The organism is Escherichia sp. WS33, assembly GCF_046486385.1.
Taxonomy (GTDB): domain Bacteria; phylum Pseudomonadota; class Gammaproteobacteria; order Enterobacterales; family Enterobacteriaceae; genus ECMA0423.
In genome coordinates, this window is sequence record NZ_JBJQLJ010000028.1 from 19,295 (window position 1) to 42,575 (window position 23,281).

Consider the following 23,281-nt stretch of genomic DNA (forward strand, 5'->3'; position numbering starts at 1 on the left):
CTATCAACACACCAGAAAGACGGTGTGTGTGGGCGCTAACTGCGGATGCGGATTTTCTGGCGCAGCGGGGGCAAGGACAGGTTGAACAGGTCTTTGCCAGAGCGGTAAATATCGCACTCCCGGCTCGCCAGCAGTTGCTGACGCTGCTTTGTGAAGAGTACGACAATGCGCCAAACAGTTGTCGGTTGGCACTCACTCACTTTGATGATCTGTTCCGGCATGGTGATAAGGTTCAGTTTGACGATCAAGGTATTACGGTTGGTCAACATCTTCATATAGAGATGAGTCGTTGTCGGCGTTGGCTGTCCCCAACCTTGCAAATGACCGCTGTGAATTTTCACCTTATCGCCTGGCAACAGTGGCACGACATTATTCATCAGCACCTGGGGGAAAATGAAACCCTGTTTAATTATCGCGGCGATAATCCGTTTTATCAGGCGTTAAATAAAGAACTACATATTAAACGACGGGCAGTTATTCAGGCAGTAAACGAAAAACAAAATATCGCCGCAGCGGTCGCCAGTATGATGGGGTTAGGGATTGGCCTTACGCCATCAGCCGATGATTATCTGACCGGACTGGTACTTATTTTATTTATTTCCGGGCATCCGGCGGAAAAATACAAAGAGGAATTTTATCGCGGTCTGCAACGCGGCAGAAATAATACCACATTATTAAGTGCCATAACGCTGGAAGCCGCATTACAACAACGCTGCCGGGAAAATATTCATCATTTTATTCACGATATTATTTATGGCGTCCCTGGGAATTCAACTCAGGCAATAGAAAAAATTAAACATATTGGCTCCAGTTCCGGCTGCGACATGCTGTATGGCATGGCCGATGGTTGTGCGCTGAGCCAAACCTACGGAGGGAATTATGTCAGTTAAAATAGTCATTAAACCGAATACCTATTTTGATTCTGTCTCGCTGATGTCTATCTCCACGCGTGCAAATAAACTCGACGGCGTCGAGCAGGCATTTGTGGCGATGGCGACCGAAATGAACAAAGGTGTGCTGAAAAATTTAGGACTGCTGACGCCGGAGCTGGAACAGGCGAAAAACGGCGACCTGATGATTGTCATCAATGGTAAATCGGGTGCGGACAATGAGCAGTTGCTGGCGGAGATTGAAGAACTGTTCAATAGCAAAGCGCAAAGCGGCTCGCACGAGGCGCGTTACGCCACTATTGCCAGCGCCAAAAAGCATATCCCGGAAAGTAACCTGGCGGTGATTTCGGTCAACGGTCTGTTTGCCGCTCGCGAAGCGCGTCAGGCGCTGCAAAACGATCTCAACGTGATGCTGTTTTCCGATAACGTCTCAGTTGAAGATGAACTGGCGCTCAAGCAACTGGCCCACGAAAAAGGGCTGCTGATGATGGGGCCAGACTGCGGTACGGCGATTATTAACGGCGCGGCGCTCTGTTTTGGCAACGCCGTGCGTCGTGGCAACATCGGTATTGTTGGCGCATCTGGCACCGGCAGCCAGGAACTGAGCGTCCGCATTCATGAATTTGGTGGCGGCGTTTCACAACTGATTGGCACCGGCGGGCGCGACCTGAGCGAGAAAATCGGCGGCCTGATGATGCTCGACGCCATCGGGATGCTGGAAAACGATCCGCAAACTGAAATCATTGTGCTTATCTCCAAACCGCCCGCGCCTGCGGTGGCCCGTAAAGTGCTGGAACGCGCGCGCGCCTGCCGCAAGCCGGTGGTGGTCTGCTTCCTCGGTCGCGTTGAAACGCCGGTGGATGAGCAGGGGCTACAGTTTGCCCGCGGCAGCAAAGAGGCGGCGCTAAAAGCGGTGATGCTCTCCGGCGTGAAACAGGAAAATCTCGACCTGCATACGCTTAACCAGCCGTTGATTGCTGATGTGCGTGCGCGTCTGCAACCGCAGCAGAAATACATACGTGGCCTGTTCTGCGGCGGCACGCTGTGCGACGAAACCATGTTCGCGGTGATGGAAAAACATGGCGATGTCTACAGCAACATTCAGCCCGATCCTGAATTCCGCCTGCAAGATATCAACCGCAGCATCAAACACACCTTCCTCGACTTTGGCGATGACGACTTCACCAACGGCAAGCCGCATCCAATGATTGACCCCACCAACCGCATCAGTCGCTTGATCGAAGAAGCGCGCGATCCAGAAGTGGCGGTGATCGTGATGGATTTTGTGCTCGGATTTGGATCGCATGAAGATCCGGTCGGCTCCACCATCGAGGCGATCAAAGAAGCGAAAGCGATCGCCGCCGCCGAAGGACGCGAGTTGATCATTCTCGCCTATGTGCTGGGCACCGATCTCGATACGCCATCATTAGAACAACAAAGCCAGATGCTGCTTGATGCCGGAGTGATTCTGGCGAGCAGCAGCACCAATACCGGATTGCTGGCGCGTGAATTTATCTGCAAAGGGGAGGAAGCCTGATGAGCCAGTCACTGTTTAGCCAACCGTTGAACGTTATTAACGTCGGTATCGCCATGTTTAGCGATGACCTGAAAAAGCAGCATGTAGAAGTGACTCAACTCGACTGGACGCCGCCGGGGCAGGGCAATATGCAGGTGGTGCAGGCGCTGGATAACATTGCCGATTCGCCGCTGGCAGACAAAATCGCCGCCGCTAACCAGCAGGCGCTGGAGCGCATTATCCAGTCGCATCCGGTGCTGATTGGTTTTGATCAGGCGATTAACGTGGTGCCGGGCATGACGCCGAAAACCATTCTTCACGCCGGGCCGCCGATCACCTGGGAAAAAATGTGCGGCGCGATGAAAGGCGCGGTCACCGGGGCGTTGGTGTTCGAAGGGCTGGCGAAAGATCTCGATGAGGCGACTGAACTGGCGGCCTCCGGGGAGATCACCTTCTCGCCGTGCCACGAACACGACTGCGTGGGATCGATGGCGGGCGTTACCTCGGCCTCGATGTTTATGCACATCGTGAAAAACAAAACCTACGGCAACATCGCTTATACCAATATGAGCGAGCAGATGGCGAAGATTTTGCGTATGGGTGCCAACGATCAGAGCGTGATCGACCGCCTCAACTGGATGCGCGATGTGCAGGGGCCAATGCTGCGCGACGCGATGAAAATTATCGGTGAGATCGATCTGCGCTTAATGCTGGCGCAGGCGCTGCATATGGGCGATGAGTGCCATAACCGCAATAACGCCGGGACGACGCTGCTGATTCAGGCACTGACGCCGGGGATCATTCAGGCAGGCTATTCCGTCGAGCAACAGCGCGAAGTGTTCGAGTTTGTCGCCAGCAGCGACTACTTCTCCGGCCCGACGTGGATGGCGATGTGTAAAGCGGCGATGGATGCGGCGCACGGCATCGAATACAGCACCGTGGTCACCACCATGGCGCGTAACGGCGTCGAGTTCGGCCTGCGGGTCAGCGGCCTGCCGGGGCAGTGGTTTACCGGCCCAGCGCAGCAGGTCATCGGCCCGATGTTTGCTGGTTATAAGCCGGAAGATTCGGGGCTGGATATCGGCGACAGCGCTATCACAGAAACCTACGGTATTGGCGGGTTTGCCATGGCGACCGCGCCTGCAATCGTCGCACTGGTGGGCGGCACGGTGGAAGAGGCTATCGATTTCTCCCGTCAGATGCGCGAAATCACCCTTGGCGAAAACCCCAACGTCACCATTCCGCTGCTCGGTTTTATGGGCGTGCCGTCGGCAATCGACATCACCCGCGTGGGTAGCAGCGGCATTCTGCCGGTGATCAACACCGCCATCGCCCATAAAGATGCGGGCGTCGGCATGATTGGCGCGGGCATTGTGCATCCACCATTCGCCTGCTTCGAGAAAGCCATTCTCGGCTGGTGCGAACGTTACGGCGTCTGACTTACATGTTTATGCCGGATGCGGTGTGAACGCCTTATCCGGCCTACGGATGGCCCGAGAATTGTAGGCCTGATAAGCGTAGCGCATCAGGCAGTCTGGCGTTGGTCATAACCTAATCACCCTCTGTAGCGGACATAACAACATGAAAGAGCTTGTGGTCGTTGCCATTGGTGGCAACAGCATTATCAAAGATAACGCCAGCCAGTCGATTGAGCATCAGGCGGAGGCGGTGAAAGCCGTGGCCGATACGGTGCTGGAAATGCTGGCTTCCGATTACGACATTGTGCTGACCCACGGTAACGGGCCGCAGGTCGGGCTGGATTTACGCCGTGCGGAGATTGCCCACGAGCGCGAAGGGCTGCCCTTAACGCCGCTGGCGAACTGTGTGGCAGATACGCAGGGCGGCATCGGCTATCTGATCCAACAGGCGCTGAATAACCGGCTGGCGCGTCACGGCGAGAAAAAAGCCGTCACCGTGGTAACTCAGGTGGAAGTGGATAAAAACGATCCAGGTTTTGCCCATCCCACCAAGCCCATTGGTGCATTCTTCAGTGAAAGCCAGCGTGACAAACTACAAAAGGCAAACCCTGACTGGTGTTTTGTTGAAGATGCCGGACGGGGCTATCGCCGCGTGGTCGCCTCGCCGGAACCGAAACGTATTGTCGAAGCACCCGCCATTAAGGCGCTGATCCAACAAGGTTTTGTCGTAATTGGCGCGGGCGGCGGTGGAATTCCGGTAGTGCGTACTGAAGCGGGGGATTACCAAAGCGTGGACGCGGTTATTGACAAAGATCTCTCTACCGCGCTGCTGGCCCGTGAAATTCACGCCGACATTCTGGTGATCACCACCGGCGTCGAAAAAGTCTGTATCCACTTTGGTAAACCGCAGCAGCAGGCGCTGGATCGGGTGGATATTGCCACCATGACTCGCTATATGCAGGAAGGGCATTTTCCGCCCGGCAGCATGTTGCCAAAAATCATCGCCAGCCTGACGTTCCTGGAGCAGGGCGGCAAAGAAGTGATTATCACCACGCCGGAATGCCTGCCTGCGGCGCTGCGCGGTGAAACGGGCACCCATATTATTAAAACGTAAGGACGTAGGATGAAAGAAAGCAATAGCCGCCGTGAATTTCTGAGCCAGAGCGGTAAGATGGTCACCGCCGCCGCGCTGTTTGGTACCTCTGTGCCGCTCGCCCATGCGGCGGTAGCTGGCACCCTAAACTGCGAAGCGAACAACACCATGAAAATCACTGACCCGCATTACTATCTCGATAACGTGCTGCTGGAAACCGGTTTTGACTACGAAAACGGTGTGGCGGTGCAGACCCGCACGGCGCGCCAGACCGTGGAGATTCAGGACGGCAAAATTGTCGCCCTGCGCGAGAACAAGCAGCATCCGGACGCCACGCTGCCGCACTATGACGCTGGCGGTAAGTTGATGCTACCCACCACTCGCGACATGCATATTCATCTCGACAAAACCTTCTACGGCGGGCCGTGGCGCTCGCTCAATCGTCCGGCAGGCACCACTATCCAGGACATGATCAAACTCGAGCAGAAAATGCTGCCGGAGTTACAACCGTATACGCAGGAGCGGGCGGAAAAACTGATCGATCTATTGCAGTCGAAAGGCACCACCATTGCCCGCAGCCACTGCAATATCGAACCGGTTTCCGGCCTGAAAAATCTGCAGAATTTGCAGGCGGTGCTGGCGCGACGTCAGGCGGGCTTCGAGTGTGAAATCGTCGCCTTCCCGCAGCACGGTTTGCTGCTGTCGAAATCGGAACCCTTAATGCGCGAAGCGATGCAGGCGGGTGCGCATTACGTCGGCGGGCTGGACCCGACCAGTGTTGATGGCGCGATGGAAAAATCCCTCGACACCATGTTTCAGATTGCGCTGGACTACGACAAAGGTGTCGATATTCACCTGCACGAAACCACTCCGTCGGGCGTGGCAGCCATCAATTATATGGTTGAAACGGTAGAGAAAACGCCGCAACTGAAAGGTAAGTTGACCATCAGCCACGCCTTTGCGCTGGCTACGCTCAACGAACAACAGGTCGATGCGCTGGCGAATCGGATGGCGGCGCAGCAAATTTCTATCGCCTCGACGGTGCCGATTGGCACGCTGCATATGCCGCTCAAACAGTTGCACGACAAAGGCGTAAAAGTGATGACTGGCACTGACAGCGTTATCGACCACTGGTCGCCTTATGGTCTGGGCGACATGCTGGAAAAAGCCAATCTCTACGCGCAGCTCTATATTCGTCCTAACGAACAGAACCTCTCCCGTTCGCTGTTTCTAGCCACTGGCGATGTATTGCCGCTGAATGAAAAAGGCGAGCGTGTATGGCCAAAAGCGCAGGATGATGCCAGCTTTGTGCTGGTGGACGCCTCCTGTTCCGCCGAGGCGGTGGCGCGTATCTCGCCGAGAACCGCAACGTTCCATAAAGGGCAACTGGTGTGGGGGAGTGTGGCAGGTTGATGCGCATTTGAAACGCCTGCAACGGTGAATTGTAAGAGATTTAAGCCCCAGGGAGTGGGGCGGGAATGGTTTGCTAATGAATGATCCTGAACTTTATAATCTCGCGGCATAATTTCCAGGGGATTATTTGAGAGAAATACACAAAAGTGAGTTTTAACAAAGGTATTTATCAGGCCATAAATGTGACCTGCTTCGGATAAAAAAGATTCAGTATCGAAAAACCAATGATACTCTTGCTGATGGTTACCAACAGTAATTAAGATGTGATTTGTTTTTCCGTAATCGCAAAAATATTGCCATGACCATAAAAGAAAAATTCTCACAAAAATATCCCCATGCTTCCTTTTGTACTTTTGGCGATTCAGCAGCGTTGGCCGATCACCTCGCAACGTTGATTGCGACTGGTGTTAAAACAGCTTCCTGTGGTTCGCTGGCGGGATGTATTGAAGACAACGCATTTCCGATGATTGGTGAGTATAAGATTGTAGAAAATAGCCGTGGTGAGCCTGTATGTGTTATCAGAGTGATTGGCCTGCATTTACTGCGCTTTTCTGATGTCACCGTGGAGCTTGCCCGTAAGGAAGGTGAAGGTGACCTCAGTCTTGAATATTGGCGTAATGAACACCGTCGTTTTTTCCAGGCAGAAGGAAGCTATTCACCAGAAATGGACGTTATATTTGAAGAATATGCCCTTATTGACGTTGTGTAGATAACTATTTATCTACGCGAAATAAACTCACACACATAAAATATCGCTAATTTTGTTTATTTTGCTATTTTTTACGTGATGAATGTCACACTTATTGTTGCTGCCCGTTTTGTCCATATTTATAACCATATTTTTAATAGCTGCCTGAAATAGGGCTGTTTATTCTGCATAAAAATATTCGAAAATTCTTATTCTCTCCAGCGCGCTAATTTGGGCGAACACTTCCTGACTACCCTGCAATGAGGCTGAAATGATGAATAAACGTTTTGTTATCAATATGGTGTCTTCGCTGTTATTAGGCGCTGCGCTAATTTCTGCGCCGCTCCAGGCAGCGGAAAAAGTCGTGGTGAATATCTCTAAAGTCGATGGTATGCCGTGGTTTAATCGCATGGGCGAAGGTGTGGTTGAGGCGGGTAACGCCTTTGGTGTTAATGCCTCACAGGTGGGGCCTTCAAGTACTGATGCTCCGCAACAAGTTAAAATTATTGAGGATTTAATCGCCCGTAAGGTTAATGCAATTACTATCGTGCCAAACGATGCCAACGTGCTGGAACCGGTATTCAAAAAAGCGCGAGATGCCGGAATTGTGGTTCTGACCAACGAATCCCCCGGTCAGCCAAGTGCTAACTGGGATATTGAAATCATTGATAACGAAAAATTTGCCGCTGAATATGTTGAGCATATGGCGAAACGCATGGGGGGCAAGGGCGGCTATGTGATTTACGTGGGTAGTTTGACCGTGCCGCAGCATAACTTATGGGCTGACTTGCTGGTGAAATACCAGAAAGAGCATTACCCGGATATGCATGAAGTTACCCGCCGCATGCCGGTTGCCGAGAGTGTGGATGACTCACGTCGTACCACACTGGACCTGATGAAAACCTATCCTGACTTGAAAGCGGTTGTCTCCTTTGGTTCAAACGGTCCGATTGGCGCGGGACGTGCGGTGAAAGAGAAACGGGCGAAAAATAAAGTCGCAGTCTATGGCATGATGATCCCTTCACAGGCGGCATCACTGATTAAAAGTGGTGATATCACCGAAGGGATTACTTACGATCCGGCCTCTGCAGGTTACGCACTCGCAGCCGTCGCCAGCACGTTGCTGAAGGGTGAAGAGATCAAACCTGGATTAGAAATGCAGAATCTGGGTAAGGCCGACGTAGATATGGATAAGCGAATTATCCGTTTCCATAAGGTATTACTGGTCAACAAAGACAATATCGACTCACTTTATTAATCCATTTCTTCGGGGCGAAAGCCCCGATTCTTATTGCCAGGGGATGTTATGGAAACTTTCCTTTCCCTTCGTCATATCAACAAAACGTTTCATGCCACGCGAGCGCTGCGCGATGTTTCTCTCGACTTTATGTCGGGTGAAGTGCACTGCCTTGCCGGGCAAAACGGCTGTGGTAAATCGACGTTGATTAAAATTATGTCCGGTGTTTATCGCCCGGATGAGGGAGCGGAAATTACGCTTGGTGGGAAAAACTGGTCAAAGCTGACACCCGCCGCTTCGGTGGCGCAGGGGATTCAGGTGATTTATCAGGACCTCTCTTTATTTCCTAACCTGAGTGTCTGGGAGAATATCGCCGTGAATCACTATCACCACGGTCTGTTTGTTAACCGCCGTCGTCTGCGTGAGGTGGCGCAGGCGGCAATGACCAGTATTAACGTCACATTGCCACTGGATACACTCGTTTCTGAGCTTTCAATTGCCCGCTGTCAGCTGGTGGCTATTTGCCGTGCACTGGCGCAGGACGCACGGTTGATCGTGATGGATGAACCAACCGCTTCGCTGACCCATCAGGAAGTGCAAGGGTTATTACAGGTGGTGCATCAATTGCGTGAACGCGGGATCTGCGTGGTCTTCGTCAGTCATCGTCTGGAAGAAGTGATGGAAGTTTCCGACCGTATTTCAGTGCTGAAAGATGGTGAGCTGGTCGGGACTTTTCCGGCTGCAGAGATGACCACAAAACAACTCGGTTTCCTGATGACCGGCCAGGAGTTTGAATATCAGGTGCGAGAGTTGTGGCAGGGAAAATCCAGCACCCCGGTGCTGGAGGTGCGTAATTTAAGTCGTCATGGGGAATATCTAAATATTAACTTGCGGGTGGAAGCGGGCGAAGTGGTATCGATTGTTGGCCTGCTTGGTGCGGGGCGCACGGAATTATGTCTGAGTCTGTTTGGTATGACCCGACCGGATGCTGGCGAGATCCTCATCAACGGCCAGCCGGTTACACTGCATAGTAACCAGGACGCTATCCGCCACGGTATTGGTTATGTTTCGGAAGATCGCATGTCGCGCGGTTTGGTGATGGCGCAATCTATTGAAGACAACATCATTAGCACTGTTTTTCACAAGGTAAAAGATCGCTTCGGCTTTCTGAGTGAAACTAAAGTTCGTGACCTGGTGGACAGGCTAATCAAGGCATTGACCATCAAAGTCTCTGATCCTCATCTTCCGGTGAATACGCTTTCTGGTGGTAACGCGCAGCGAGTATCGATCGCCAAATGGCTGGCGATTGGGCCACGACTGTTGATTCTCGATAGCCCGACAGTCGGTGTTGATATCGCCAACAAAGCAGGAATATACGGCATTATCAGCGATCTGGCGGCTCATGGCATTGCGGTATTGATGATCTGCGATGAAATTGAAGAAGCGTGGTATCAAAGCCACCGGATTTTGGTAATGCAAAAAGGTCAGATCACCCATAGCTTCCTGCCTGACAGCAGTTCTCAGGCCAGGATTGCGGAGGTGGTAAATGGCTGAACTGAAAAAACGCCATGAATTCTGGCTGGCATTACTGATTGTGGTGCTGTTTGTTGGCCTTGCCTGGCGCAGCGACGAGTTTCTGACATTCGGTAATTTGTACGATCTCGCCAATAACTATGCCATGTTGACTATTCTCGCCTGTGGTTTGTTTGTGGTGTTGATTTCCGGTGGAATTGATATTTCGTTTCCAGCAATGACCATCATTGCGCAATACGGCATGGTGCTGTTGCTGCAAAAAATTGGTGGCAACTTCGCTGTCGCGTTTGCACTGGCGGGCTGCATCGGCATTTTACTTGGCTTAATTAACGCCTTACTGGTTAATCGCCTACGGGTGCCTTCTATCATCATCACTATCTCGACGCTGAATATTTTCTATGGCCTGCTGTTATGGTTGAGTAAAGGTGTGTGGCTGTACGACTTTCCGCCGTGGTTTGAGCAGGGGGTTATGTTGTTCAAGTACACCGATGCTGATGGCTATGACTATGGCCTTGGTCTGCCGCTGATCGCCATGATTACGGTGGTGCTGCTAACAGCGTTTATCATGAATTTCACCAGTGTAGGGCGCAAAATTTATGCCCTTGGCGGGAACCGCGAATCAGCCAGTCGCATCGGCTTTAGCGTGCTGAAACTGCAACTTTTCGTCTATGGCTATATGGGATTGATGTCTGGCGCTGCGGGTGTAGTGCAGTCGTGGACGGTGATGACTGTCGCCCCCGATTCTCTTCTGGGTTATGAGCTGACAGTACTGGCTGCGGTGGTGCTTGGCGGCACTAGTTTGCTCGGCGGGCGCGGCACGTTAACCGGTACTTTGCTCGGCGTGGTGTTGTTGGCAGTGATGCAAAACGGGCTAAATTTATTGGGAGTCTCGTCTTACTGGCAAACATTGATCACCGGCATCATCATCGTTGCCAGCATTAGTGCCACGGCGTGGAGTCAGCATCAGAACCGGAGTCTGCTATGAAAAAATCGTGGCGTAATAACGTTGAGTTTTACTTGATCGGCCTGCTGGTGCTAACTGTTGCCGCGTTCAGCATTACTATGCCGGAGATTTTCTGGTCGATAAGTAATTTCCAGTCCGTCGCTTCGCAAATGCCCGTGCTGGGCATTCTGGCGTTGGCTATGGCGGTGACCATGCTTTGCGGTGGCATTAACTTGTCAATTATAGCCACTGCTAACGCCTGTTCACTGGTGATGGCGTGGGTGGCGACTCAGTATCCACCGGGTATTGCTACGGTTGTCGCTACGTTACTGGCGGGCGCTGGCGCGGCGGTGATAATCGGTTTATGTAACGGCGTATTGATTGCTGGTATTCGAGTGTCGCCAATTCTTGCAACGCTTGGGATGATGACGTTGCTCAAAGGGATAAATATTCTGGTGACAGGTGGTAGCGCCATTGCCAATTATCCCTCATGGGTGCTGTGGTTGAATCATGCGCAATGGTTCGGTATTCCGCTACCGATGTGGTTGTTTGCCGCAGTGGCACTGGGGCTATGGATATTGCTGGAGAAAACGCCGCTCGGTAAAGCCATTTACCTGATTGGGTCTAACGAACGAGCAACACTTTACTCCGGCATTAACACTCGTCGGGTGCTGATTTGGGTTTATGTCATTTCCGCCTTGCTTTGTGCGGTAGCGGCATTTTTGATGATGTCGAAACTCAACTCGGCTAAGGCCTCTTATGGCGAATCGTACTTGCTGGTGTCAATCCTCGCGGCAGTACTCGGTGGGGTTAATCCGGACGGCGGCAGCGGGCGGATAATTGGTATGGTGCTGGCGCTGTTTCTTCTGCAAATTATTGAAAGCGGCTTCAATATTCTCGGTATAAGCCCCTACCTGACGATGGCCTTATGGGGAACGTTGCTGCTCTGTTTCATTCAGGTTCGCGGCATGTTGGGGCTGGATCGGGTGGTTTAAATATTGGCTATATTCAATGGACGCGTTTTGCCGCGATGACATATCAGGCGTCGCCAAATACACATAGCTAATCAGGAGTAAACACAATGAAGATCAAAGCTGTTGGTGCATATTCCGCTAAACAACCACTTGAACCGATGGATATCACACGGCGTGAACCGGGACCGAATGATGTCAAAATCGAAATCGCTTACTGTGGCGTCTGCCATTCCGATCTCCACCAGGTCCGTTCCGAGTGGGCGGGGACGGTTTACCCCTGCGTACCGGGTCATGAAATTGTGGGGCGTGTGGTAGCCGTTGGTGATCAGGTAGAAAAACATGCGCCGGGCGATCTGGTCGGTGTCGGCTGCATTGTCGACAGTTGTAAACATTGCGAAGAGTGTGAAGACGGGCTGGAAAACTACTGTGATCACATGACCGGCACCTATAACTCGCCGACGCCGGACGAACCGGGCCATACTCTGGGCGGCTACTCACAACAGATCGTCGTTCATGAGCGATATGTTCTGCGTATTCGTCACCCGCAAGAGCAGCTGGCGGCGGTGGCTCCTTTGTTGTGTGCAGGGATCACCACGTATTCGCCGCTACGTCACTGGCAGGCCGGGCCGGGTAAAAAAGTGGGCGTGGTCGGCATCGGCGGTCTGGGACATATGGGGATCAAGCTGGCCCACGCGATGGGGGCGCATGTGGTGGCATTTACCACTTCTGAGGCAAAACGCGAAGCGGCAAAAGCCCTGGGGGCCGATGAAGTTGTTAACTCACGCAATGCCGATGAGATGGCGGCTCATCTGAAGAGTTTCGATTTCATTTTGAATACAGTAGCTGCGCCACATAATCTCGACGATTTTACCACCTTGCTGAAGCGTGATGGCACCATGACGCTGGTTGGTGCGCCTGCGACACCGCATAAATCGCCGGAAGTTTTCAACCTGATCATGAAACGCCGTGCGATAGCCGGTTCTATGATTGGCGGCATTCCAGAAACTCAGGAGATGCTCGATTTTTGCGCCGAACATGGCATCGTGGCTGATATAGAGATGATTCGGGCCGATCAAATTAATGAAGCCTATGAGCGAATGCTGCGTGGTGATGTGAAATATCGTTTTGTTATCGATAATCGCACACTAACAGACTGAAAAAATTAATAAATACCCTGTGGTTTAACATATTAACTTCGCTCTCCACTTAACTTTTTAGTTAAGGAGAGCGAAATAATATCAAAGTAGCAGTAAAACCTATAACGTAAATTCAAATTGTTAAATTAACTCCCTCCAGTACACAATACTTCTCACGTTAGTTATGAGCGATTTCTGATAGTGCCTGGTTTAATGAGAGCTTTATTATCTGCGACGTTTATTTTTATTTAAGAGAGATCGCGATGATATCATTAAAAGCTCCGCACAATAATTTGATGCCATATACGCAACAAAGCATACTTAATACGGTTAAAAACAATCAGTTACCAGAGGATATCAAAAGCTCCCTGGTTTCCTGTGTCGATATATTCAAGGTTTTGATTAAACAATATTATGATTATCCTTATGATTGTCGTGATGATTTAGTCGATGACGACAAACTCATTCATCTCATGGCTGCCGTACGAGACTGTGAGTGGTTAGACGATAACGCACTCACCATAAATGTGCAGTTTAATGATTTCCCTGGATTTTATGACTGGATGGATTACCCTGATCACCCGGTTAAGTTTGTTTTTCGCATACTTGAAAATCAAAAAGGGACAGTTTGGGTATATGACCAGGATGATGCGTTTCTTGATATTAAAGCAAATGTGCAGGCTGGACGCTTTACCGGGCTTAAGAAATTAGTGCAGTTTATCGATTCAGTGCGAACAGATTGCAAATGTATTCTTCTTGAACACCATATGCCTTTGCTGAGAATTTTCCCTAAAGGGAAAGAGTGTATGCGTGTGGAAAAATGGCTTCGCGAAATGTCGTCTATTCCGGAGACAGACGCGCCCATTAAGCAGGCGCTTGCGCATGGATTATTATTACACTTAAAAAATATCCACCCTGTTTTTCCTGAATCACTGGTGATGTTATTGCTCTCTGTTCTGGACGTAAAAACATACAGAGATGACGCACGATTAAATGAATGGATATCGAATAGAGTGCAGGAATTAGGTGACAGATATTATCCTGTAAATAAGCACGTTAAAATCCGCTACACTCTTTAGTTCAGAAAGGGTTCCACCTGCAAGTTGTTATTCCACCAGAGAGTGAATCGCAAAGCAGGTAATCATTTCATCTGTATATCCGTATGCCAAATGGCATTCCACCGCCTTTTTCGCCGATATTTTGTTGTGATCGGCGACGCTTCGCTTAAAAAAGCACCAGCAGTGGTTTCGCAGCTATGCGGTGTATAAAAAATGATCTCATGCAGATGTTTTGTGAATGTGTGGGTTGACATTCATATGAAAAAAATCATAATTCCATTATGTTTGTGTGGGGTCTTTTCTGTACCTTACGCATCGCACTCAAGCCTGACAGAAAATATGCTGTAAGGCTCATATCAAAAACCGCCATTAGCTCATCAGGAAGAGCAGACGACAACCAGGATTGTTGTATGGTACGGGGTTCGAGGCCTCGATGGCGGTCCAACTTTTCAAAACTCTTCTGAATCAGATCCCCTTATTATCATCCCTGCAAAGTGGAACATTGCCATTGTTTGGCTATTCAGGACGGGGCAGACCAATGAAAAAAGCCCACACAGGGGAGAGTGGGCTGAAATGGGAAGCTAAAGACTCAAGTAAACTTATCGGAAATAAGGACCACGCATTACGGGGGCTATCATCGCCGATGGCCGGGATTCGGCAAATCAGGTTGATTACGTAGAGAGTAAATTATCTGCTCACCGCTGCGTCACCCCTTCGTAAATCAGGCGTAGCGCGAATACACCAATAATTGCACCAATAACCCGACTGGCAACGCGTTGCATACGCCCATAAGCACGACGCACAGCGGGCAAAGAAAACGCCTGACTAAGAAAAACTCGCCAGATAATTGATGCGAGCACAATCCCCGCCCAGGCCATTAAACGTGCCCATGTTGGTGTTTCGGCATTTAATGTTACTGAGAAAATACTAATAAAAAATAAAACGGTTTGCGGGTTAGAGAGATCGGTAATTAATCCGCGGCGAAAAAAGACATACCAGGGGGCGCTAATCGGTTGTTGTAGTGTGCTCATTTGCGGTGTTGACTGGCGGCGCATGCTGCACCACGCAAACCATAAGAGATAAGCGCCGCCGACGATTCTGATAAGCGAAAAAATCTCCTCACACTGCGTAATTAGTGTTGCAAGACCAAACAAACCCAACCCGGAATAAAATGCATCGCCCAGCGCCACCCCCAGCCCGGTCAGCACACCTGCGCGTCGACCGGAAGCCAGGCTGGTTTGTACTACCACAAAGAGATTGGCTCCCGGATTAAAAAAAGTAATCACGAACAGTCCTACGGTCAGGTAAACGGCGTGCAAAGGATCCATAGTGATTTCATCCATAAATAAGTGAAGTAACTTCATCATATTTCTACCAAAAATAATCGGGTGCGAAAGAGATCACAAAGTGTCTTATTTCCGGTTACTGGCTTTTATGCCCTGACTGAACTAATTATTAATCAACCCAATAATGTGGGTGGGTGATAGTGTGATAACAACTCTGGAGCCGTAATATGAAAATAATCTCTAAAATGTTAGTCGGTGCGTTAGCGTTTGCCGTTACCAATGTCTATGCCGCTGAATTGATGACCAAAGCGGAATTTGAAAAAGTTGAATCGCAGTATGAAAAAATAGGTGATATTTCAACCAGTAATGAAATGTCGACCGCAGATGCGAAAGAGGATTTGATCAAAAAAGCGGATGAAAAAGGGGCTGATGTGTTGGTACTGACCTCTGGTCAAACTGACAATAAGATCCACGGCACGGCAAATATTTATAAGAAGAAGTAATTCTGAACCCTATGTAAACATCCCCGATGCGTAAATTTATCGGTGATCATCATCTATTGAAATTTATGCCGGATAAAGCGTTCGCGCTGCATTCGGCAGTTCAGCTTTTCAGCCGCCGCCAGAACGTCGTCCGGCTGATGCCTAAATAATTCGCCGCTGCTGTTTTATCGCCATTAAATTTCTCCAGTGCCTGTTGTGGTGTCAGTAAGCGTGGAGCGGGAGTTTTCGCCGACTCGCGCGCCAGTTCCGGCAGTAGCAGCTGCAAAAATTGCGGCGTTAAATCCGGCGTCGGTTCCACACTTAAAAATAGCGCCAGTCGCTCCATCATATTGCGCAGTTCACGAATATTGCCCGGCCAGTCGTAGTGCACCAGCACGGTTTCGCTTGCCTGTAATCCCTGGCGTAATGCGGCAGAAAACGGGGCGGAGAGCGCCGCCAGAGACACTTTCAAAAAGCTTTCCGCCAGTGGCAGAATATCCGCCACCCGCTCGCGCAGTGGTGGCAATTGCAGACGCAAAATACTCAGCCGATAAAACAGGTCACGGCGAAACTGCCCTTGCCGCATATCTTCTTCCAGATTGCAGTGAGTGGCGCTAATGACCCGCACATCCACCGGAACAGGCTGATGCCCGCCGACGCGGGTGACCTCTTTTTCTTCCAGCACCCGCAGCAGCCGGGTCTGCAACGGCAGCGGCATTTCGCCAATCTCATCGAGAAACAGCGTACCTCCGTGGGCGATTTCAAACAGCCCGGCGCGACCGCCGCGTCGCGAGCCGGTAAACGCCCCTTCCTCATAGCCAAACAGTTCTGCTTCCAGCAGCGATTCGGCAATCGCCCCGCAGTTGACTGCAACAAACGGATGCGACTTTTTGCCCTGTCGCGCATCGTGGCGGGCAAAATATTCCCGATGAATCGCCTGGGCCGCCAGCTCTTTGCCCGTCCCCGTTTCCCCCTCAATCAACACCGCTGCACTGGAGCGGGCATACAGCAAAATAGTCTGCCGTACTTGTTCCATCTGTGGTGATTGACCGAGCATATCGCCCAGCACGTAACGAGTTCTCAGGGCGTTGCGGGTGGCATCGTGAGTGTTATGGCGTAACGACATGCGCGTCATATCCAGCGCATCGCTGAACGCCTGGCGCACGGTAGCGGCGGAATAGATAAAAATTCCGGTCATTCCGGCTTCTTCTGCCAGATCGGTAATCAGCCCCGCGCCGACCACCGCTTCGGTGCCGTTAGCTTTTAGCTCGTTAATCTGCCCGCGTGCGTCTTCTTCGGTAATGTAGCTACGTTGATCGAGGCGCAAATTAAAGGTTTTTTGAAACGCCACCAGCGCTGGAATGGTTTCCTGATAGGTGACAACGCCGATAGAAGAGGTGAGTTTTCCGGCTTTTGCCAGTGCCTGTAACACATCGTAGCCGCTCGGTTTAATCAAAATAACTGGCACTGACAGGCGGCTTTTCAGGTACGCGCCGTTAGAGCCAGCCGCGATGATGGCGTCACAGCGTTCGTTTGCCAGTTTCTTGCGGATGTAGGTCACTGCTTTTTCAAAGCCAAGCTGAATAGGGGTAATGTTCGCCAGGTGATCAAACTCGAGGCTGATATCGCGAAACAGCTCGAACAGGCGCGTTACAGATACCGTCCAGATAACCGGTTTGTCGTCATTAAGCCGTGGTGGATGTGCCATAGCGCACCGCAAAGTTAAGAAACCGAATATTGGGTTTAGTCTTGTTTCATAATTGTTGCAATGAAACGCGGTGAAACATTGCCTGAAACGTTAACTGAAACGCATATTTGCGGATTAGTTCATGACTTTATCTCTAACAAATTGAAATTAAACATTTAATTTTATTAAGGCAATTGTGGCACACCCCTTGCTTTGTCTTTATCAACGCAAATAACAAGTTGATAACAAAGGATGGGCTATGTCTCTACACTCTCCAGGTAAAGCGTTTCGCGCTGCACTGACTAAAGAAAATCCATTGCAGATTGTTGGCACCATCAACGCTAATCATGCGCTGTTGGCGCAGCGTGCCGGATATCAGGCAATTTATCTTTCTGGCGGTGGCGTGGCGGCAGGTTCGCTGGGGCTGCCCGATCTCGGTATTTCTACCCTTGATGATGTGCTGACCGACATTCGCCGTATCACCGACGTTTGTTCGCTGCCGCTGCTGGTGGATGCGGATATCGGTTTTGGTTCTTCGGCCTTTAACGTGGCGCGCACCGTGAAATCGATGATTAAAGCCGGTGCGGCAGGATTGCATATTGAAGATCAGGTTGGTGCGAAACGCTGCGGTCATCGTCCGAATAAAGCGATCGTCTCGAAAGAAGAGATGGTGGATCGGATCCGCGCGGCGGTGGATGCGAAAACCGATCCTGATTTTGTGATCATGGCGCGCACCGATGCTCTGGCGGTAGAGGGGCTGGATGCGGCGATCGAGCGTGCGCAGGCCTATGTTGAAGCGGGTGCCGAGATGTTGTTCCCGGAGGCGATTACCGAACTCGCCATGTACCGCCAGTTTGCCGATGCGGTGCAGGTGCCAATCCTCGCCAACATTACCGAATTTGGCGCAACACCGCTGTTTACCACCGACGAATTACGCAGCGCCCATGTCGCAATGGCGCTGTACCCGCTTTCAGCGTTCCGCGCCATGAACCGCGCCGCTGAACATGTCTACAACGTCCTGCGTCAGGAAGGCACGCAGAAAAGCGTCATCGATACCATGCAAACCCGCAACGAGCTGTACGAAAGCATCAACTACTACCAGTACGAAGAGAAGCTCGACGACCTGTTTGCCCGTAGCCAGGTGAAATAAAACACAACGAAAAATATCTCGACCCTACAAATGACGAGGACAATATGAGCGACACAACGATCCTGCAAAACAGTACCCATGTCATTAAACCGAAAAAATCGGTAGCACTTTCTGGCGTTCCGGCGGGCAATACGGCGCTCTGCACCGTGGGTAAAAGTGGCAATGACCTGCATTACCGTGGCTACGATATTCTTGATCTGGCGGAACATTGCGAATTTGAAGAAGTGGCGCACCTGCTGATCCACGGCAAACTGCCGACCCGTGACGAACTCGCCGCTTACAAAACGAAACTGAAAGCCCTGCGTGGTTTACCAGCTAATGTGCGTACCGTGCTGGAAGCCTTACCGGCGGCGTCGCACCCGATGGATGTCATGCGCACCGGCGTTTCCGCGCTCGGCTGCACACTGCCAGAAAAAGAGGGGCACACTGTCTCTGGCGCGCGGGATATTGCCGACAAACTGCTGGCATCACTTAGCTCGATTCTCCTTTATTGGTATCACTACAGTCACAACGGCGAACGCATCCAGCCGGAAACCGATGACGACTCCATCGGCGGTCACTTCCTGCATCTGCTGCACGGCGAAAAGCCATCGCAAAGCTGGGAAAAGGCGATGCATATCTCGCTGGTGCTGTACGCCGAACACGAGTTTAACGCCTCCACCTTTACCAGTCGGGTGATTGCGGGCACCGGCTCTGATATGTATTCCGCGATTATTGGCGCGATTGGCGCACTGCGCGGGCCAAAACACGGCGGGGCGAATGAAGTGTCGCTGGAGATCCAGCAACGCTACGAAACGCCGGACGAAGCCGAAGCAGATATCCGCAAGCGCGTGGAAAACAAAGAAGTGGTCATTGGTTTTGGTCATCCGGTTTACACCATCGCTGACCCGCGCCACCAGGTGATTAAACGTGTGGCGAAGCAGCTCTCGCAGGAAGGCGGTTCGCTGAAGATGTATAACATCGCCGATCGCCTGGAAACAGTGATGTGGGAGAGCAAAAAGATGTTCCCCAATCTCGACTGGTTCTCCGCTGTTTCCTACAACATGATGGGCGTTCCCACCGAGATGTTCACACCACTGTTTGTTATCGCCCGCGTCACCGGCTGGGCGGCGCACATTATCGAACAACGTCAGGACAACAAAATTATCCGTCCTTCCGCCAATTATGTTGGACCGGAAGACCGCCAGTTTGTCGCGCTGGATAAGCGCCAGTAAACCTCTACGAATAACAATAAGGAAACGTACCCAATGTCAGCTCAAATCAACAACATCCGCCCGGAATTTGATCGTGAAATCGTTGATATCGTCGATTACGTGATGAACTACGAAATCAGCTCCAAAGTAGCCTACGACACCGCCCATTACTGCCTGCTCGACACGCTCGGCTGCGGTCTTGAAGCTCTCGAATACCCGGCCTGTAAAAAACTGCTGGGGCCAATTGTCCCCGGCACTGTCGTACCCAACGGCGTGCGCGTCCCCGGAACTCAGTTCCAGCTCGACCCCGTCCAGGCGGCATTTAACATCGGCGCGATGATCCGCTGGCTCGATTTCAACGATACCTGGCTGGCGGCGGAGTGGGGCCATCCTTCCGACAACCTCGGCGGCATTCTGGCAACGGCGGACTGGCTTTCGCGCAACGCGGTCGCCAGCGGCAAAGCGCCGTTGACCATGAAACAGGTGCTGACCGCAATGATCAAAGCCCATGAAATTCAGGGCTGCATCGCGCTGGAAAACTCCTTTAACCGCGTCGGCCTCGACCACGTTCTGTTAGTGAAAGTGGCTTCCACCGCCGTGGTCGCCGAAATGCTCGGCCTGACCCGCGAGGAAATTCTCAACGCCGTTTCGCTGGCGTGGGTGGACGGTCAGTCGCTGCGCACCTATCGCCATGCGCCGAACACCGGCACGCGTAAATCCTGGGCGGCGGGCGATGCCACTTCCCGCGCGGTACGTCTGGCACTGATGGCGAAAACGGGCGAAATGGGTTACCCGTCAGCCCTGACTGCGCCGGTGTGGGGCTTCTACGACGTCTCCTTTAAAGGTGAATCGTTCCGCTTCCAGCGCCCGTACGGTTCCTACGTTATGGAAAATGTGCTGTTCAAAATCTCCTTCCCGGCGGAGTTCCACTCCCAGACGGCAGTTGAAGCAGCGATGACGCTCTATGAACAGATGCAGGCAGCAGGCAAAACGGCGGCGGATATCGAAAAAGTGACCATTCGCACCCACGAAGCCTGTATTCGCATCATCGACAAAAAAGGACCGCTCAATAACCCGGCAGACCGCGATCACTGCATTCAGTACATGGTGGCGATCCCGCTGCTGTTCGGGCGCTTAACGGCGGCAGATTACGAGGACAACGTGGCGCAAGATAAACGTATCGACGCCCTGCGCGAGAAGATCAATTGCTTTGAAGATCCGGCATTTACCGCTGACTACCACGACCCGGAAAAACGCGCCATCGCCAATGCCATTACCCTTGAGTTCACCGACGGCACACGATTTGAAGAAGTGGTGGTGGAGTACCCCATTGGTCATGCTCGCCGCCGTCAGGATGGTATTCCGAAACTGGTCGATAAATTCAAAATCAATCTCGCGCGCCAGTTCCCGACTCGCCAACAGCAGCGCATTCTGGAGGTTTCTCTCGACAGAACTCGCCTGGAACAGATGCCGGTCAATGAGTATCTCGACCTGTACGTCATTTAAGCAAACAGCGGTAAGGCGTAAGTTCAACAGGAGAGCATTATGTCTTTTAGCGAATTTTATCAGCGTTCGATTAACGAACCGGAGCAGTTCTGGGCCGAGCAGGCCCGGCGTATTGACTGGCAGACGCCCTTTACGCAAACGCTCGATCACAGCAATCCGCCGTTTGCCCGTTGGTTTTGTGAAGGCCGAACCAACTTGTGCCACAACGCTATCGACCGCTGGCTGGAGAAACAACCAGAGGCGCTGGCGCTGATTGCCGTCTCTTCGGAAACAGAAGAAGAGCGCACCTTTACCTTTCGTCAGCTTCATGACGAAGTAAACGCGGTGGCGTCAATGCTGCGCTCGCTGGGCGTGCAGCGTGGCGATCGGGTGCTGGTGTATATGCCGATGATTGCCGAAGCGCATATTACTCTGCTGGCCTGCGCGCGCATTGGCGCTATTCATTCGGTGGTGTTTGGGGGATTTGCCTCGCACAGCGTGGCGGCGCGAATTGATGATGCTAAACCGGTGCTGATTGTCTCGGCTGATGCCGGAGCGCGCGGTGGCAAAATCATTCCCTATAAAAAATTGCTCGACGATGCGATAAGTCAGGCGCAGCACCAGCCACGCCATGTTTTGCTGGTGGATCGCGGGCTGGCGAAAATGGCACGCGTCAGCGGGCGGGATGTCGATTTCGCGTCGTTGCGCCATCAACACATCGGCGCGCGGGTACCGGTGGCGTGGCTGGAATCCAACGAAACCTCCTGCATTCTCTACACCTCCGGCACGACCGGCAAACCTAAAGGCGTGCAGCGTGACGTCGGCGGATATGCGGTGGCGCTGGCGACCTCGATGGACACCATTTTTGGCGGCAAAGCGGGCGGTGTGTTCTTTTGTGCTTCGGATATCGGCTGGGTGGTGGGGCATTCGTATATCGTCTACGCGCCGCTGCTGGCGGGGATGGCGACTATCGTTTACGAAGGATTACCGACCTGGCCGGACTGCGGCGTGTGGTGGAAAATCGTCGAGAAATATCAGGTTAGCCGGATGTTCTCAGCGCCGACCGCCATTCGCGTGCTGAAAAAATTCCCTACCGCTGAAATTCGCAAACACGATCTCTCGTCGCTGGAAGTGCTCTATCTGGCTGGAGAACCGCTGGACGAGCCGACCGCCAGTTGGGTGAGCAATACGCTGGATGTGCCGGTCATCGACAACTACTGGCAGACCGAATCCGGCTGGCCGATTATGGCGATTGCTCGCGGTCTGGACGACAGGCCGACGCGTCTGGGAAGCCCCGGTGTGCCGATGTATGGCTATAACGTGCAGTTGCTTAATGAAGTCACCGGCGAACCGTGTGGCGTCAACGAGAAAGGGATGCTGGTGGTGGAAGGGCCGCTGCCGCCGGGGTGTATTCAGACCATCTGGGGCGACGACGGCCGCTTTGTGAAGACTTACTGGTCGCTGTTTTCCCGCCCGGTGTACGCCACCTTTGACTGGGGCATCCGTGACGCTGACGGTTATCACTTTATTCTCGGGCGCACTGACGATGTAATTAACGTTGCCGGGCATCGGCTGGGGACGCGCGAGATTGAAGAGAGTATCTCCAGCCATCCGGGCGTTGCCGAAGTGGCGGTGGTTGGGGTGAAAGATGCGCTGAAAGGGCAGGTGGCGGTGGCGTTTGTCATTCCGAAAGAGAGCGACAGTCTGGAAGATCGTGATGTGGCGCACTCGCAAGAGAAGGCGATTATGGCGCTGGTGGACAGCCAGATTGGCAACTTTGGCCGCCCGGCGCACGTCTGGTTTGTCTCGCAATTGCCAAAAACGCGATCCGGAAAAATGCTGCGCCGCACGATCCAGGCGATTTGCGAAGGACGCGATCCTGGGGATCTGACGACCATTGATGATCCTGCGTCGTTGGATCAGATCCGCCAGGCGATGGAAGAGTAAGGTATTGTCGGATGCGTCGCGTGGCGCATCCGACACCATGCGCCGATGCCTGATGCGACGCTTACCGCGTCTTATTATGCCTACCCACTGTTTTTACACCGATAATTTTTCCCCCACCTTTTTGCACTCATTCATATAAAAAATATATTTCC

Annotated in this window: 20 protein-coding genes; 18 read left to right on the forward strand and 2 right to left on the reverse strand. The window is 52.1% G+C overall.

What is annotated here, in order from left to right; genetic code table 11:
• The first annotated feature begins 26 nt into the window (after window positions 1-26).
• From ACJHXA_RS19160 to yahM, 13 genes are all read left to right on the forward strand, one after another.
• The gene (locus ACJHXA_RS19160) at window positions 27-890 is read left to right on the forward strand and encodes a DUF2877 domain-containing protein (RefSeq protein ID WP_001315281.1); all 864 of its coding nucleotides are present in this window, start codon (window positions 27-29) and stop codon (window positions 888-890) included.
• A complete protein-coding gene (fdrA, locus tag ACJHXA_RS19165) occupies window positions 880-2,427 on the forward strand; it encodes an acyl-CoA synthetase FdrA (RefSeq protein WP_000111812.1) in 1,548 nt (515 codons plus the stop codon). The genes ACJHXA_RS19160 and fdrA overlap by 11 nt, the downstream gene beginning before the upstream one ends.
• Window positions 2,427-3,845 (forward strand): DUF1116 domain-containing protein, encoded by a 1,419-nt coding sequence (locus tag ACJHXA_RS19170; RefSeq protein ID WP_000083455.1) that lies wholly within the window; start codon window positions 2,427-2,429, stop codon window positions 3,843-3,845. The genes fdrA and ACJHXA_RS19170 overlap by 1 nt, the downstream gene beginning before the upstream one ends.
• 142 nt (window positions 3,846-3,987) lie before the next feature.
• Window positions 3,988-4,938: a carbamate kinase family protein gene (locus ACJHXA_RS19175; protein ID WP_000661649.1), complete on the forward strand. Its 951-nt coding sequence runs from the start codon at window positions 3,988-3,990 to the stop codon at window positions 4,936-4,938.
• A 9-nt stretch (window positions 4,939-4,947) separates the two neighbouring features.
• On the forward strand, window positions 4,948-6,330 hold the full coding sequence (locus tag ACJHXA_RS19180; RefSeq protein WP_000665131.1) for an amidohydrolase family protein: 1,383 nt from the start codon (window positions 4,948-4,950) through the stop codon (window positions 6,328-6,330).
• Window positions 6,331-6,628: 298 nt separating this feature from the next.
• Window positions 6,629-7,039, forward strand: a complete 411-nt coding sequence (locus ACJHXA_RS19185; protein WP_001325907.1) for an ASCH domain-containing protein — start codon at window positions 6,629-6,631, stop codon at window positions 7,037-7,039.
• 253 nt (window positions 7,040-7,292) lie between these two features.
• Window positions 7,293-8,276: an autoinducer 2 ABC transporter substrate-binding protein gene (locus tag ACJHXA_RS19190; protein ID WP_001042114.1), complete on the forward strand. Its 984-nt coding sequence runs from the start codon at window positions 7,293-7,295 to the stop codon at window positions 8,274-8,276.
• Between the two features lie 48 nt (window positions 8,277-8,324).
• Window positions 8,325-9,809, forward strand: coding sequence for a sugar ABC transporter ATP-binding protein (locus ACJHXA_RS19195; protein ID WP_000447335.1), 1,485 nt, complete (start codon window positions 8,325-8,327; stop codon window positions 9,807-9,809).
• Window positions 9,802-10,773, forward strand: coding sequence for an ABC transporter permease (locus ACJHXA_RS19200; protein ID WP_000818900.1), 972 nt, complete (start codon window positions 9,802-9,804; stop codon window positions 10,771-10,773). Before ACJHXA_RS19195 ends, ACJHXA_RS19200 begins: the two co-directional genes overlap by 8 nt.
• Entirely contained in the window at window positions 10,770-11,726 is a 957-nt protein-coding gene (locus ACJHXA_RS19205) for an ABC transporter permease (RefSeq protein ID WP_000750340.1), read from the forward strand. Before ACJHXA_RS19200 ends, ACJHXA_RS19205 begins: the two co-directional genes overlap by 4 nt.
• An 86-nt stretch (window positions 11,727-11,812) precedes the next feature.
• Window positions 11,813-12,862 carry an NADPH-dependent aldehyde reductase YahK gene (gene yahK, locus ACJHXA_RS19210; protein WP_000692742.1) on the forward strand — a complete coding sequence of 350 codons (1,050 nt, stop codon included), beginning with the start codon at window positions 11,813-11,815 and terminating at the stop codon, window positions 12,860-12,862.
• Between the two features lie 242 nt (window positions 12,863-13,104).
• Window positions 13,105-13,920: a protein YahL gene (yahL, locus tag ACJHXA_RS19215; RefSeq protein ID WP_001316893.1), complete on the forward strand. Its 816-nt coding sequence runs from the start codon at window positions 13,105-13,107 to the stop codon at window positions 13,918-13,920.
• Between the two features lie 412 nt (window positions 13,921-14,332).
• Window positions 14,333-14,578 (forward strand): protein YahM, encoded by a 246-nt coding sequence (yahM, locus tag ACJHXA_RS19220; protein ID WP_000290608.1) that lies wholly within the window; start codon window positions 14,333-14,335, stop codon window positions 14,576-14,578.
• Window positions 14,579-14,594: 16 nt separating this feature from the next.
• On the opposite strand, the gene ACJHXA_RS19225 is transcribed toward yahM, so the two are convergent.
• The gene (locus ACJHXA_RS19225; protein ID WP_000976975.1) at window positions 14,595-15,266 is read right to left on the reverse strand and encodes a LysE family transporter; all 672 of its coding nucleotides are present in this window, start codon (window positions 15,264-15,266) and stop codon (window positions 14,595-14,597) included.
• 146 nt (window positions 15,267-15,412) lie between these two features.
• On the opposite strand from ACJHXA_RS19225, the gene yahO reads away from it, so the two are divergent.
• Window positions 15,413-15,688, forward strand: coding sequence for a DUF1471 family periplasmic protein YahO (gene yahO, locus ACJHXA_RS19230; RefSeq protein WP_000691953.1), 276 nt, complete (start codon window positions 15,413-15,415; stop codon window positions 15,686-15,688).
• Window positions 15,689-15,788: 100 nt separating this feature from the next.
• Here yahO and prpR read toward each other — a convergent pair whose 3' ends face one another.
• Window positions 15,789-17,375: a propionate catabolism operon regulatory protein PrpR gene (gene prpR, locus ACJHXA_RS19235; protein WP_000941055.1), complete on the reverse strand. Its 1,587-nt coding sequence runs from the start codon at window positions 17,373-17,375 to the stop codon at window positions 15,789-15,791.
• Window positions 17,376-17,613: 238 nt separating this feature from the next.
• On the opposite strand from prpR, the gene prpB reads away from it, so the two are divergent.
• Genes prpB through prpE form a run of 4 tightly spaced genes read left to right on the forward strand, consistent with a single transcriptional unit; the run spans window position 17,614 to window position 23,129 of the window.
• Window positions 17,614-18,504 (forward strand): methylisocitrate lyase, encoded by an 891-nt coding sequence (gene prpB, locus ACJHXA_RS19240; RefSeq protein ID WP_000052205.1) that lies wholly within the window; start codon window positions 17,614-17,616, stop codon window positions 18,502-18,504.
• Between the two features lie 44 nt (window positions 18,505-18,548).
• Window positions 18,549-19,718: a 2-methylcitrate synthase gene (gene prpC, locus ACJHXA_RS19245; protein ID WP_001285909.1), complete on the forward strand. Its 1,170-nt coding sequence runs from the start codon at window positions 18,549-18,551 to the stop codon at window positions 19,716-19,718.
• Window positions 19,719-19,751: 33 nt separating this feature from the next.
• A complete protein-coding gene (gene prpD, locus ACJHXA_RS19250) occupies window positions 19,752-21,203 on the forward strand; it encodes a 2-methylcitrate dehydratase (protein ID WP_001275861.1) in 1,452 nt (483 codons plus the stop codon).
• Between the two features lie 39 nt (window positions 21,204-21,242).
• Window positions 21,243-23,129 carry a propionate--CoA ligase gene (gene prpE / locus ACJHXA_RS19255; protein WP_000010276.1) on the forward strand — a complete coding sequence of 629 codons (1,887 nt, stop codon included), beginning with the start codon at window positions 21,243-21,245 and terminating at the stop codon, window positions 23,127-23,129.
• The last annotated feature ends 152 nt before the right edge of the window (window positions 23,130-23,281 follow it).

Excerpts from the sequence above, each read along its gene's own strand:
- yahL (WP_001316893.1), top strand. The coding sequence starts at position 13,105 with ATGATATCATTAAAAGCTCCGCACAATAATTTGATGCCATATACGCAA.
- yahM (WP_000290608.1), top strand. The coding sequence starts at position 14,333 with ATGGCGGTCCAACTTTTCAAAACTCTTCTGAATCAGATCCCCTTATTA.
- ACJHXA_RS19180 (WP_000665131.1), top strand. The coding sequence starts at position 4,948 with ATGAAAGAAAGCAATAGCCGCCGTGAATTTCTGAGCCAGAGCGGTAAG.
- ACJHXA_RS19195 (WP_000447335.1), top strand. The coding sequence starts at position 8,325 with ATGGAAACTTTCCTTTCCCTTCGTCATATCAACAAAACGTTTCATGCC.
- ACJHXA_RS19175 (WP_000661649.1), top strand. The coding sequence starts at position 3,988 with ATGAAAGAGCTTGTGGTCGTTGCCATTGGTGGCAACAGCATTATCAAA.
- ACJHXA_RS19200 (WP_000818900.1), top strand. The coding sequence starts at position 9,802 with ATGGCTGAACTGAAAAAACGCCATGAATTCTGGCTGGCATTACTGATT.
- ACJHXA_RS19190 (WP_001042114.1), top strand. The coding sequence starts at position 7,293 with ATGAATAAACGTTTTGTTATCAATATGGTGTCTTCGCTGTTATTAGGC.
- ACJHXA_RS19185 (WP_001325907.1), top strand. The coding sequence starts at position 6,629 with ATGACCATAAAAGAAAAATTCTCACAAAAATATCCCCATGCTTCCTTT.
- prpD (WP_001275861.1), top strand. The coding sequence starts at position 19,752 with ATGTCAGCTCAAATCAACAACATCCGCCCGGAATTTGATCGTGAAATC.
- ACJHXA_RS19205 (WP_000750340.1), top strand. The coding sequence starts at position 10,770 with ATGAAAAAATCGTGGCGTAATAACGTTGAGTTTTACTTGATCGGCCTG.
- prpE (WP_000010276.1), top strand. The coding sequence starts at position 21,243 with ATGTCTTTTAGCGAATTTTATCAGCGTTCGATTAACGAACCGGAGCAG.
- yahK (WP_000692742.1), top strand. The coding sequence starts at position 11,813 with ATGAAGATCAAAGCTGTTGGTGCATATTCCGCTAAACAACCACTTGAA.
- fdrA (WP_000111812.1), top strand. The coding sequence starts at position 880 with ATGTCAGTTAAAATAGTCATTAAACCGAATACCTATTTTGATTCTGTC.
- ACJHXA_RS19170 (WP_000083455.1), top strand. The coding sequence starts at position 2,427 with ATGAGCCAGTCACTGTTTAGCCAACCGTTGAACGTTATTAACGTCGGT.
- yahO (WP_000691953.1), top strand. The coding sequence starts at position 15,413 with ATGAAAATAATCTCTAAAATGTTAGTCGGTGCGTTAGCGTTTGCCGTT.
- prpC (WP_001285909.1), top strand. The coding sequence starts at position 18,549 with ATGAGCGACACAACGATCCTGCAAAACAGTACCCATGTCATTAAACCG.
- prpB (WP_000052205.1), top strand. The coding sequence starts at position 17,614 with ATGTCTCTACACTCTCCAGGTAAAGCGTTTCGCGCTGCACTGACTAAA.
- ACJHXA_RS19225 (WP_000976975.1), bottom strand. The coding sequence starts at position 15,266 with ATGATGAAGTTACTTCACTTATTTATGGATGAAATCACTATGGATCCT.
- prpR (WP_000941055.1), bottom strand. The coding sequence starts at position 17,375 with ATGGCACATCCACCACGGCTTAATGACGACAAACCGGTTATCTGGACG.